Genomic DNA, 11,707 nt, shown 5'->3' on the forward strand with positions numbered 1-11,707 from the left:
GAGTGCGACCATGACGAAGCCGCAGAGAGCGACCGAGACGCCTGAGGAGCGCCCTGTGGACTGCTTCGTGTGCCGGAAGCATCGCGATGTCACGCTGATGCCGGGAGGGCCGGTGCACGAGGACGAGTTGGTGGTGGTCTCGCATGTGTCACCGCGGGCTCCGGGGCAGTCGGCAGAGGTCTATCTGGGACACCTCCTCGTGGAGCCGCGTCGGCACGCGGCCGGCCTCGCCGACCTCACCGACGAGGAGGCCGAGCGCATGGGGCGCTGGAATGCCAGGTCCGCGCGGGCGCTGCGGGAGGTCGCCGACGCCGAGCATGTGTACGCGGCCGTGATCGGTGACCGGGTGTCCCATCTGCACCTGCATCTCCTGCCGCGCTACCCCGGCACGCCCCGGGAATACTGGTGGACGCGCGTCGACGAGTGGCCACAGGCGCCACGGGGCGGTGAGGCGGCCGCCGCGCAGCTCGTACGACGCCTGAGGTCCCGCTGGTGAGGGGCCGCAGGTGCGTTGCCGCGGCCCGGACATCACGCGGTCATGCGCCGCCCAGCCTGCGGTTGGCCAGGACGGACACCGTGCGCCGGACGGACGTGACCTCGTCGGGGTCCACGTCCCCCACCAGGAGCGCGGGGGCCGCGTCCAGCCGTTGCCGCACGGTGCCGTCGGGGCCGACGAGGGCGCTGTGGCCGATGCCGGTGGGGGCGGAGGACGTGGGCGCGTGGCCGGTGGCGGCGGGGTCGGCCTGGCCGACGGCGGCCAGCCATAGGGTGGCGTCCAGGGCCCGGGCGCGGATCAGCAGTTCCCACTGCTCGCGCTTGCCCGGTCCGGCGCCCCATGAGGCGGGGAGCAGCGAGAGCTGCGCGCCGGCGTCGGCGTGGGCCCGGAACAGTTCGGGGAAGCGCACGTCGTAGCAGGTGGCCAGGCCGATCCGGACGCCGTCGAGGTCGAAGGTGACGACTCGCGAACCCGGGGCCACGGTCCTGGACTCGGTGAAGCCGAAGGCGTCGTACAGATGGATCTTGTCGTAGGAGGTCTCGACCCCGGGGCCGGTGGCCAGCAGGGTGTTGGTCACCCGGCCGTCGGGCGCCGGGGTGAACATGCCGGCCACGACCACCAGGCCGGAGTCCTTGGCGATCTGCCGGACCCCGGTGGCCCACGGCCCGTCCAGCGGCTCGGCTAGTGGCGTCAGAGGGGTGCCGAAGCAGGCCATCGTGGCTTCGGGGAACACCACGAGACGGGCCCCGGCCTCCGCCGCGCGGCCCGTCTGCTCGCGCAGGACGGCCAGGTTCCGCTCGGGATCCGGGCCGGTGGTGAGCTGGCTCAGTGCGATGCGCATGGTGGCTGGGCCTCTCTGTCGGGCGGGTGAGCGGGGCGTGCATACACCTCGTGACCAGGGTTACCCGACGGTTACCCGCTTTCCGGCGAAGGGAGAAGGCCATGTACGCCCCGATGAGACTCCACCACATCGCTCCCCGGCTCACGACCGGGGTGCTCATCCTGCACTCGGGCCTGGGTAAGCGCCACGCCGACGAGCAGACCGAGCAGGGGCTCCATGGCATGGCGGCCGGGGCGTACCCCTGGTTCCGCGGGATGTCACCGCATCGGTTCACCCGGCTGCTGTCCTGTGCCGAGGTGGCTCTGGGCGCGGCGCTCCTGTCGCCCCTGGTGCCCACCGCCGTCGCCGGGGCCGGGCTCACCGCCTTCGCCACCGCCCTGGTCGGGCTGTATCTGCGCACCCCCGGCACGCACCAGAAGGGCAGCCCCCTGCCCACCCCGGAAGGGCTTCCGATGGCGAAGGACTTCTGGCTGCTCGGCATCGGTCTGGGGTTTCTCTGCGACCGCCAGGCGTGGACGCGGCCCTGCCTGGCGGTGTGCCGGAAGTGATCCGCCGAAGTGATCCGCCGGTGATCTTCCGTGGCAGCCGGCCGGCGGGTCAGGGGGTGTACGAGGCGTCGCGTGCGGTGCGTACGACGGCCTCGCTGTCACCCACGCGTCCACCGTGGCGGCCGCCTGCCGGACGAGTCCGGCCTTGGTGGCGACGCTCAGGCGTCTGGACAAGGCGTTCCAGGCATTCTTCCGCCGCATCAAGGCTGGCCGGGCCCCCGGATACCCGCGCTTCAAAGGTGTCGGGCACTTCGACACGGTGGTCTTCCCGAAGGACGGCGACGGCTGCCGCTGGGACTCCACGCCACACGAGACTCACACCCGCGTACGTCTCCAAGGCGTCGGGCATATCCGGGTGCACCAGCACCGACCGGTCAAGGGCCGCGTCAAGACGGTCGGCGTCAAGCGGGAAGGCCGCTGCTGGTACGTCATCCTCGCCTGCGACCAGGTGTCCGCCGAGTCGCTTCCCGCTACCGGGTCGATCGTCGGCATCGATGTGGGTACGGTGCACTTCTTCACCGACTCCAGCGGCAACCACAAGGAGAACCCGCGCTTCCTGGAGACAATGAAGCACCGGGCTGCCGCCCGAAAGATCGCGAAGATCCACGCGAAGATCCGGCGGCAGCGCCTCGACCACAACCACAAGGCCGCGAACGAACTGATCCGCGACCACGACGTGATCGGCCACGAACGGCTGAACGCAGTAGGCATGACGAAGGCGCCCGCGCCCAACCCCGAACACGGACAAGGCTGACAGCGCCGGTCGCCGAGTGATTCCGGTGGACGCCCGCAACACCTCTCGCCCATGCCCCGAATGCGGGCACGTCAGCGCGGAGAACCGTACCACCCAAGCGAAGTTCGAGTGCACCGTGTGCGGGTTCGTTGCGAACGCCGACCACGTGGGAGCGCTGAACGTGCCGGGGGCGGTGCGGCGGCCCGTGCCGCCCCCGGCCCGCCCGTCAGGCGTTGGGGTCGAACGGAATCCCGGACGGCTTGGCCTTCGCGAGATGGGCGTTGAAGTTGCCGTCCTTGAGGCCGAAGGTGGCGCTGCCGAAGTCGGCCTGGCTCAGCTTGTCCCGGATCCCCGCGGGGTAGCCGTTCCAGCCGACCAGGGTGGGGAACTGCCAGGTGTGGTAGTGGTTCTCCGGCGGCTCGTCATTGGAGTTCGCGGCGCGGAAGGCGTGGGTGCTCAGGCCGTCCTTGTGGTAGACGACCTTCGGGTGCGTTCCGTCCCAGCGGATCTGGTCGCGGGTGTGGACGTTGAAGTTGCCGTGGGCGGAGGTGGAGACGTACTGCGCCTGGTTGTTCTGCACCCACACCACGACGTGTTCCCAGTCGTGGCGGTGCCCGCCGATGGTCGCCTGGTCCTTCTCGAAGTAGAGGCCGTAAATGATCGCGCACCAGCCATTGTTGCACTTGTAGCGCGCGTAGCCGTTGGTGTTGTCGAGGTCGGACTGGTCGTGGCACTGTCCGTTGGGGTTCCCGGACGGGTTGAGGCCGCCGTTGAGGGTCCCGTCAGGGCCGATGGCGGGGGTCGGGTAGCAGCCGTCCGTGTCGTAGTCGAAGGCCGGCTGGAACGTCTGCTCCATGCCGTCCGCGTTGCCGGGCAGCGCCTTCGGGGGGTCGGCGAGCGCGGTGCCGGGGAAGGCGATGACCAGCGCGACGGCGCTGCCGAGGATGAGCGGGACCTTGCGGATGCGCGACCTTCTCTTCACTGCGTCCTCCTGAAGGACCGGGGGGGTGTGGGGCAGGCCGTTCAGTGTTGGCATGCACCAGTCAGCATCCTGCCACGCGACGGAGTCGCAAGTGGCGACAGATGGCGCAGGGGTGAAGAGTCAACCAATGTGGAGTGCGGGGGAGTTGGGGTCGATCAGACGGCGGACCAGCCGTTGTCGACGGGCAGGACCACGCCGTTGACGTTGGCCGCGGCGTCGGAGGCGAGGAAGACGATGGCGGCGGCCTGCTCCTCGGCGGTGGCAATCCTGCCGATGTTGCCGGCGTAGGCGCCGATCACGGCCGGGCCGTGAGCCCCGGGCCGGGCGTCCACCCGGATGGCGGTCGCGGTGCCGCCCGGGGCGATGGCGTTGGTGCGGATCCCCTGGTCGCGGTACATCACGGCGAGCGACTTCACCAGGCCCACGACCCCGTGCTTGGAGACGGTGTACGCGGCACCGGCCGCACTGCCGCGCAGGCCCGCCTCGGAGGCGGTGAAGACGATCGAGCCACGGCCCGCGGACACCATGTGCGGCAGCGCGGCCCGGGTCAGCAGGAACGGCGCCGTCAGGTTCACCCGCATGACGCGGTCCCACTCGGCGTCGTCGGTGTCCGCGACGGCCGAGAGACGGTCCATGATGCCCGCGTTGTTGACCAGGACGTCCAGGCCGCCGAACGCCTCCACGGCCGTGCTTACGACCCGGTCCACCACCTGCTGGTCGGCGAGGTCGCCGACCACCGCGCGGGCGGTTCCCCCCTCGGCCGCGATCGTCTCGACGACCCCCTCGGCCCCTTCCTGGTCGAGGTCGGCGACCAGTACCTTCGCCCCCTCCCGGGCGAAGGCGAGCGCCGTGGCCCGGCCGATCCCCGATCCCGCTCCGGTGACGACGACGCTGCGCCTTTGAAGGCCGATGCTGCTCACAGGGGGCTCCCTTCCCTCGCCTACGGCTCCTCCGCATGCGGCACGGACGGGACGGGCTCTCCGTGGTGCGCCCGTCCCGCGGGTCACCCTAGAGGTTTTTGACACTGACTGCCATAGTGGCAGCAGGGGGCGAAAAGGTGCGTTGCCCGGAGGCCGGCGCCGACCGCCGCGGGGTCCGAAACCGCTGGTTAGACCGTCCGGCAGTAGGGAGCGCGGGTGAAGGAGCGGGTCGAGGGGCAAGCATGGGCGTGCCCTGTGAGGAGAGCGCGCGGCTCCCCCAGCTACCGCTGGGCGGTACCCCCTGCGTGCGACGAGCGGGGTGCGGCTGGGGGCACCTCCCAGCGTTAGCTGGGGGAGCCGCCCATCGGCACGCGACGCCGCGGGCCCTACTGTCGGACGGTCTTAGGGTGGGAACCCACCGGGCATCGCCCACGAACAGCGGAACGGGGAACCACTGTGAAACAGCCTGGAGCGCGGGCCGCCGCGGCGACCGGCACCCCCCGGCCGACCGGCCGTCCGCCGCTGACCGAGCGGCGCAAGGAGGCCACCCGTCTGGAGATCGCGCATGAGGCGGTGCGGCTGTTCGGCGAGCGCGGGGTGGCGGCGACCTCGGGCGAGGAGATCGCCCGCGCCGCCGGTATCTCCCCCCGCACGCTGTGGCGCTACTTCCCCTCCAAGGAAGAGTGTGTACGTCCGCTGCTGGCCGCCGGTCTCGAGGCCGTGGCCCGACGGCTGCGCGACTGGCCCGCGGACCGCCCCCTCTGCGACGGGATCCAGTGGGATCTGCCCTCGGCCGCCGAGCCGTCGGAGGTGCCCTCCGCGATGCGCCGGCTGATCGGGTTGCTTCCCGGGGAGCCGGGGCTGCGCGCCGTCTGGCTCCAGGTCCACCACGACGCCGAACCCGTCTTCACCGAGATCATCGCCGCCCGCACCGGAGCGGACCCCGCGGATCTGCTGCCCAGGCTCAAGGCGGTGATGCTCAACGGGGCCCTGCGGGTGGCCGCGGAGGAGTGGGCCGGGCGCTCCGCGGAGGCGGACGGGGCCGCCGACGCCGAGGTGTTCCGGCGGGCGGTGCTCAAGGCCACCGAGGGTCTGGCCATCTGAGGCCCTGCCCGGCGGGGTGCCTGCCCGGCAGGGCCCGCCGCGGGTCAGGAGCGGCCGGTGACCGGGGCCAGCCACAGGCCGACGATCGCGTCGATCAGGCCGGTGGCGGCGTCGTGCCAGGTGGCGCGGGGCGTGGGGGAGTTCTCGGCGAGCGCGCGTTCACGCTCGGCGCTGATGTGCAGGATGAGCTCGCGCGCCATGATGCCGCGCTCGGCGCTGACCTCCGCCGGCAGATCGGGCAGGCACCGGTTCAGCCCTTCGATGACCTGCGGCAGCGACGCGGAGGACAGCGACTCCTCGACGATGATCTCGTGCAGCGCCGGGTCGGTCATCACCTGGGCGCAGAACCGCGCGTACCACGTCGGGCTGCCCAGGTCCGCCAGATGCTCGGGGACCGGGCGCACCAGGCAGGCCACCCAGTCGCGTATGTCGTCGGAGTCGCCGATCTCGGCCAGCAGCCGGCCTCGGATCCGCTCGATCTCCCCGGCGTGTTTGCGCGCGATCGCGCGCACCAAGTCGGCCTTGGTGCCGAAGTGGTAGCCGACCGCGGCGTTGTTCCCCTGCCCCGCGGCCTCACTGACCTGGCGGTTGGACACCGCGTACACCCCGCGCTCGGCGAACAGCCGCTCCGCCGCGGTCAGGATGAGCTCCCGCGTCGCGCTGACCTGTTCCGCCCGTACCGTCCTGCCCGCCATGATCACCACCGCACCGGGACTTCGCGCCGCCCCGCGACGGCCAGTCCCTCGAGCCGCCGCGGGTCCTCCACCGCAACAGCGGGTTCCAGGGAGGAAAGCCTACGCAACCCCACCCACCCATTTTAGTCAAGCAGCTGACTTAAATTCCTGTGCGTTCCCCAGGTCCTCGGATCCTCAGGCCGCGCCGCGCTCCGGACAGGGCGGAACGTCGGCGATATCGGCGATGTCGGCGATCCGGGCGGCAACCAGCTCCCGGAGGGCGGCGGCCGGCGGCCGCTCCTGGCACAGGAAGACATGGCCTCCGGCGAACTCCCGCGGCTGCGGCGGGGACGGCGTGCTCAGCCGCCACCGCTCCGATTCCGCCGCCGACAGACTCCGGTCGCCGCGGCCGGACCACACGTGGTAGTCCGTCCGGCCACCCGGCGGCACGGCCGCCGGTTCGTGGTACGTGTCCATGAGGTGCAGATCCTGGCCGAGCATGGTGACCGCGAGGTCGAGCATGTGCGGATAGTCGAACAGCTCAGGGGGGCAGCCGCCGTGGCGCCGCAGCTCCGCGGTGAGCTCCTCCCGCGTCCTGGTCAGGAACGGGGCGCGCGGATGCGTCGCGACCCGTGCGGTGGTCACCGGGGACCGGGCCCCCGAGAGCACCACGTCCCTGAGGTGGTGGCGCTGCCCGTCGGGCAGCTCCGCGACCAGGGCGTGGGCGAGGAGGGCGCCCACGCCGTGCCCCACCACCACGGCGGGCCGGTCGACCCAGCTGCGGAACGCCGGGAAGAGCCGCTTCACCGCGTCGTCGAAGCCGCGTGCCGGGGGAGTGTCGGCCAACTCCCCCCGGCCGTCCAGCTCGAACGCGACCGCGGCGCACCCCGGCGGCAGTGCCCGGGCGAGCGGGAGCATGGAAAGCGCGGTCGCGCCCGCGTAGTGGAAGAGGAACACTCTCAGTGGCAGCCGGGGGTCACCGATCAGGAGGTGACCGTCGACAATCCTGATGCGCATGCCATTCCCCCTGTTTGTGGATGTATCGCAATTCCATGAATGACCGTGCGGCGGTCGGCGGGTAATACGGGCAAGCCGTACTCGGTATTCATCCGGGCAGCCGGTGAATTCGCTTGGCGCATACCGCGGGAGGTCTTGTCCGGCGTCATGGAAAATCCTTTACCGAAACATCACTCAGCTTGGTCAGGAGTCGTGATGGACTAAGACGATGCGCCGTGGATATCCGAGCGGTTTGGAAACCCCCCGCCCCGTCCCGGATCCGTGCGTCCGCCCTGGACGCACAGTGCCCGACTGTCCGGTGACGCCCCCCTGCCCCCGTCGGCTGGTCGGTTCCGGACCATGCGAGCGAGCCGATCCTGTAATACGCCCGCCGGTACTGTCAACTAAATCAGCAGACCAGGGCCGCATCTTCCCCATATGGGGCCATCCCGGGTCGATCGGTTCCAGTTTTCTGGAACCGGCGCCGATGAAACGGCCCCGGCCGTTGTGCGGTTCGCTTAGGATCCACGGGTATGTCGCCCCCGCAGCAGAACCCCGAAGAACGTTCGCGGATGTCAGGACGTCATGACGCGGCGGAGTGCTTCTCGCGACGCCTTCAGCGCCTCCAAGAGGTCATCTACCCCGCGGACTTGGGCCGGCCGTACACGGAGCGTGAGATCGCCGAAGCCGTCGGGATGTCGGTGAGCCAGATCAGCAACCTGCGCAACGGCCGCTCGGTGCCCCGGGCGGACCGGGCGGTCGCGCTGGCCACCTTGTTCGGGGTGCGCGTGGAGTACTTCTTCCTCCCCGGCGAGGACCGCTACACCCGCGACGTGGAGCGGCACTTGCGCGCCATCGAACAGGAGCGGCGCGGCGAGCCGGTCGGCCACCGCGACCGCGCCGCCGGCGGCTCGGCGGCCGCGGACACCGAGCTGTTCGACGACGACCAGGTCCGTCAGATCGCCGAGGGCGTCGCCGTGCTGCCCCACGACATGCGCGAGACCGTCCACGCCCTGGTGGACCAGCTGCGCCGCGCCGTAGGCCGCCCGCACAAGTCCCGTGAGAGAAAGCCGTGGTGAACCGGCCATCCTCCGAACCCTCCGTGGTGACCTCCTGACAGCGCGGCGAAGGAAAGGACGACAGCGTGGGCATGCGGTCAGAACGGCGCCGCGTCCGGTCCCTGTTGAGGGAGCTCGGACTGCCGCCGCATCCGACCCTCGCCGAACTGCACGCCGCCTACGAGGCCCGTACCCGGCGGACGCTGCGCCTGATCGAACAGGACGTGGCCCCCGGCGAACCGACGGGCAGGTTCGAGCAGTACCTGACGCAGGACCTCATCTACTACCCCAAGCACACCAGCCGAGCCCATCAACTGCTGGTTGTCTGCCATGAACTCGCGCACCTGCTGCTCGGCCACATCCCCCGGCCCGACGCCATCGACCCCGCCGTGGTGCGCCGCGTACTGGGGCGCTCCCACTACGACGACCCCACCGAACACGAGGCCGAGACCATCGGCACGCTGCTCTACCAGCAGCTCAACCTCGCCCCGGTGGACGGTCCGGCCGCGCGGCTCGCGCCGTCCCTGATCCACCGGGAGGGGCGCCATGTCTGACCCCGGCGACATCCACACCCTCGGCTACTTCGCCGTCGGCGCCGTCATTTACGGGCTGGCGGCCTACAAGGCACTGGCCTGGGCGGTCGAACGGATCCCCAGCCTCCTGCTGATGGCCGTGGGCGCTCTGTTCGCCGGCACCGGCTTTCTCGCCGCCGCCCCGACGGTCTACCGGCGGATCGGAGAGGCCAGCGGAGTCCCCCATCTGGCGACCCTCGTCGTCTACACCGGAATCACCGCGTGCTGCGGATGCATCCTCGTACTGGCGCTGTTGTGGTCACCTCGGCGACTCGCCGCCGGGGGAGGCGGCCAACCGCCCACGGGGACCGGCATGCGAGACGCCCTGCGCCGCGTCCTGCCCGGCTATGGCGCCGCCATCGCCGTCATGACGGCGTTGTTCCTCTCCGCCGACCTGCCGCCCGGCGAACGGCCCTTGACCTTCGACACCACCTTCGCGGACCGCCCGCCCGTGCTCGCGTTCCTGCTGGTGTATCAGGCGGCGTTCGGAGTGGCGCTGTGGTCGATGGTGAGCGTGTGCTGCCGACGCCTGAAGGACGTGCACGACCCGATCCTGCGCTCCAGTCTCCGACTCCTGGTGATCGGCTGCGTCTGCGTCGGAAGTTACGGCGTGTGCAAAGTCCTGGCCATTTTCGGCGCGGTGCTCGGATCCGACACGCTGGACACCCTGAGCACCGATGTGGGCCCCGCGCTGGCCTCCCTCGGCGGAGTGATCACGTCCGCGGGATGGACCCGTGCCGCAGTGCGGGCCCGGCGGCGGCGCCGGCGTGACTTCTACGCGCTGGAGACCCTGTGGACCACCGTGACCCAGGCCGACCCCGGTGTCATCCTCCACGGCCCACCCTCCGGATCCGCCTGGGAGTTCCACGCCCTGCGCCGAACCCACGAGATCCGCGACGGACAGCTCGCGCTGCGCCCCTGGACCTCGCAGCACATCGTGAACGCCACGCGGCGCCTCACCGAGAAACACGGCCTGGACGCACGGGACCGTGACGCACTGGCCGCGGCCGCGGGCATCAGGGGAGCGCTGGAGGCGCTGCGTTCCGGGCGGCCCCCGCGGCAGCCGTGCGAACGGCTGCCGGGAACGGACGTACCGCCGCAGGGCGAACGCGGACATCTGGTCGCCGTGGCCCGCCAACTCGACAGCCCCCTCATCGACCGGATTCTGGCCGAGGCGGAGAAGTGAACCAGGCGCCCGGCCCCGTATGGTGGGTCGGTCATACGCCGTTCAGCGTTTGCTCTTCCGACCCGTTCCCAGCGTGAGGTTCCGGTGTACACATGGCTCGCCCTCGGCATGCCCGATCGTGCCTCCTGGCTGATCCTCCTGGGCTTCCTCGCCGCATTCACCGTGCTGGTCTGGCTGAGCGCGCGGTTGATCAGATCCCAGGGCGGTGTACGCGGCGCCTGCCGCCGTATCGTCTGGGAAGTGCGCATGACGCGACGGGCGTTCGCCGAGCCCTTCCGCGTCTTCAGCCGTCACCGCCGCTGGGCCAGGATCCTCTCCGGCTATCTCGCCGACCCTGCCGCGCCCGGCCGGGCGCTGGCCGCCCTCGACCACGCCGACTCCACCGCCGATAACGGCTGTTACGCCCTGGCGGTGCAGCTGAACCCGGCCCGCGACCGGGTCCGGGTCATCCTCGCCGGGCGCGACCCGCTGGCCCCCGCCGGGCCCTGGGAGCGGACCGCCGCCGACCCGGGGGAGTGGACCTGGTCGGCCCAGGCCGCCTCGGTCGAGGCGCCCGAGGGCCCTGAGCGCCTGCTGCTCGCCCTCGGCGTCGACCGACGGCTGCCCGGCGCCGTGCTCGTGGACTGGCTGCGCGGCCCCGCCGCCCTCGCCGTCGAAGGCGATCCCCCCGCCGCGCGCGGGATGGTGCAGGCCCTGGCCGCCCAGATCGACCAGCTGCCGGACGGCCCGCCGGTCCTGGTCGCCCGCGGTGTGCACCCCCGCCACCACGGCTCGGAACTCGACGCCCTCCTCGACGAGTTGGAATCCGACCTGTCCGCCGAGGCCCCGGTGACCCCGGTCGTCGTGTGCTGGTCCCCGACCCCGGAGCAGTCCGCCCGGCTCTCCGAACTCACCGCGGCCGGACGCCTCCGGGCCCTGGTCGGCGGCCGCTTCCCCGGCGCCTGCTGGACGCTCCACCTCGAGCCCGGCGGCCGCCTGCTGGCCCCCGGTCTCCACCTCGACCTGGAGTCCGCCGCCCTGCCCCGGGCCATCGCCCGCTCCATCCGCCGTGGCCGTCGGCGCCCGCCCGCCGGGACCGTCCTGTCGGGCCCTGGCGCGGCGGTGCGGGACGCGGTGCCGGCCGCCGAGCCCCGGACGGATGCCGCGGTCCCGCGGGACGTGCCCGACGAGGGGGCGGCCCGGCCCCACGGGGCCTTGACCGAAGCCGACTTCGCGGCCGACTTCGCCGAGCCCGCCCCGGCTCCGGCGCGTCCGGCGGCGCAACCGGCCCCGGCTCCGACTCCCGTTCCGCGTCCGCGCGTCGAGCCGGACTTTGCCGAACCCGAACCCGAACCCGCCCCCGCCGAGCCGGACGAGCGCCCGGGACCGGCACGGGAACGGCCATCCCCGGCAGCCGACATCACCGAGAAGCCTGAGAGAACCGAGAAGGCCCAGCCTGCCGGGACGGCCGAGCCCGCCCCGGCCCCGGCCGAAGTCCCCGAGGACGACGGCGATCTCGCCGAGCCCGCCCCCGCCGCGCCGCCCACCCGGTCGGTCGGTGGCGTCTCCGCCGCATCAGGCACGACCGACGAACGGACCTCTTCGCAGCCGTGAGACT

General features: G+C 71.8%; 12 protein-coding genes and 1 pseudogene. 8 read left to right on the top strand and 5 right to left on the bottom strand.

Features of this window, described 5'->3' with window-relative positions; all coding sequences use genetic code 11:
• Positions 1–10 precede the first annotated feature (10 nt).
• Positions 11–496, top strand: coding sequence for an HIT family protein (locus ACZ4WQ_RS09920; RefSeq protein WP_398375272.1), 486 nt, complete (start codon positions 11–13; stop codon positions 494–496).
• Between the two features lie 40 nt (positions 497–536).
• Here ACZ4WQ_RS09920 and ACZ4WQ_RS09925 read toward each other — a convergent pair whose 3' ends face one another.
• Positions 537–1,337, bottom strand: a complete 801-nt coding sequence (locus tag ACZ4WQ_RS09925) for a carbon-nitrogen hydrolase family protein (protein ID WP_311723220.1) — start codon at positions 1,335–1,337, stop codon at positions 537–539.
• Positions 1,338–1,438: 101 nt separating this feature from the next.
• Between ACZ4WQ_RS09925 and ACZ4WQ_RS09930 the strand changes: the two genes are divergently transcribed.
• Together ACZ4WQ_RS09930 and ACZ4WQ_RS09935 are read left to right on the top strand one after the other, a co-directional pair.
• Positions 1,439–1,885 (top strand): hypothetical protein, encoded by a 447-nt coding sequence (locus tag ACZ4WQ_RS09930; RefSeq protein ID WP_311723219.1) that lies wholly within the window; start codon positions 1,439–1,441, stop codon positions 1,883–1,885.
• A gap of 151 nt (positions 1,886–2,036) precedes the next feature.
• Positions 2,037–2,802: pseudogene (locus ACZ4WQ_RS09935) on the top strand (RNA-guided endonuclease InsQ/TnpB family protein); the annotation flags it as partial.
• A 42-nt stretch (positions 2,803–2,844) separates the two neighbouring features.
• On the opposite strand, the gene ACZ4WQ_RS09940 reads toward ACZ4WQ_RS09935, so the two are convergent.
• Complete coding sequence (locus tag ACZ4WQ_RS09940) at positions 2,845–3,600, bottom strand: NPP1 family protein (protein ID WP_311723218.1); 756 nt, start codon at positions 3,598–3,600, stop codon at positions 2,845–2,847.
• A 155-nt stretch (positions 3,601–3,755) separates the two neighbouring features.
• Positions 3,756–4,520: an SDR family NAD(P)-dependent oxidoreductase gene (locus ACZ4WQ_RS09945; RefSeq protein WP_311723217.1), complete on the bottom strand. Its 765-nt coding sequence runs from the start codon at positions 4,518–4,520 to the stop codon at positions 3,756–3,758.
• A 456-nt stretch (positions 4,521–4,976) separates the two neighbouring features.
• On the opposite strand from ACZ4WQ_RS09945, the gene ACZ4WQ_RS09950 reads away from it, so the two are divergent.
• Positions 4,977–5,624 (top strand): TetR/AcrR family transcriptional regulator, encoded by a 648-nt coding sequence (locus ACZ4WQ_RS09950; RefSeq protein WP_311723216.1) that lies wholly within the window; start codon positions 4,977–4,979, stop codon positions 5,622–5,624.
• Positions 5,625–5,668: 44 nt separating this feature from the next.
• On the opposite strand, the gene ACZ4WQ_RS09955 is transcribed toward ACZ4WQ_RS09950, so the two are convergent.
• Positions 5,669–6,319: a TetR/AcrR family transcriptional regulator gene (locus tag ACZ4WQ_RS09955; protein WP_358845015.1), complete on the bottom strand. Its 651-nt coding sequence runs from the start codon at positions 6,317–6,319 to the stop codon at positions 5,669–5,671.
• A gap of 174 nt (positions 6,320–6,493) precedes the next feature.
• On the bottom strand, positions 6,494–7,315 hold the full coding sequence (locus tag ACZ4WQ_RS09960; RefSeq protein ID WP_385350785.1) for a thioesterase II family protein: 822 nt from the start codon (positions 7,313–7,315) through the stop codon (positions 6,494–6,496).
• Positions 7,316–7,866: 551 nt separating this feature from the next.
• Between ACZ4WQ_RS09960 and ACZ4WQ_RS09965 the strand changes: the two genes are divergently transcribed.
• The 4 genes from ACZ4WQ_RS09965 to ACZ4WQ_RS09980 all read left to right on the top strand — a co-directional run bounded on the left by ACZ4WQ_RS09965 (position 7,867) and on the right by ACZ4WQ_RS09980 (position 11,703).
• Entirely contained in the window at positions 7,867–8,373 is a 507-nt protein-coding gene (locus ACZ4WQ_RS09965; protein ID WP_311723213.1) for a helix-turn-helix domain-containing protein, read from the top strand.
• A 71-nt stretch (positions 8,374–8,444) separates the two neighbouring features.
• Positions 8,445–8,906: a hypothetical protein gene (locus tag ACZ4WQ_RS09970; RefSeq protein ID WP_311723212.1), complete on the top strand. Its 462-nt coding sequence runs from the start codon at positions 8,445–8,447 to the stop codon at positions 8,904–8,906.
• On the top strand, positions 8,899–10,110 hold the full coding sequence (locus ACZ4WQ_RS09975; RefSeq protein ID WP_398375275.1) for an MAB_1171c family putative transporter: 1,212 nt from the start codon (positions 8,899–8,901) through the stop codon (positions 10,108–10,110). The genes ACZ4WQ_RS09970 and ACZ4WQ_RS09975 overlap by 8 nt, the downstream gene beginning before the upstream one ends.
• Positions 10,111–10,194: 84 nt before the next feature.
• Positions 10,195–11,703, top strand: a complete 1,509-nt coding sequence (locus tag ACZ4WQ_RS09980) for a hypothetical protein (protein ID WP_398375277.1) — start codon at positions 10,195–10,197, stop codon at positions 11,701–11,703.
• Positions 11,704–11,707: the final 4 nt, after the last annotated feature.

Source organism: Streptomyces sp. NPDC028305, assembly GCF_055569495.1.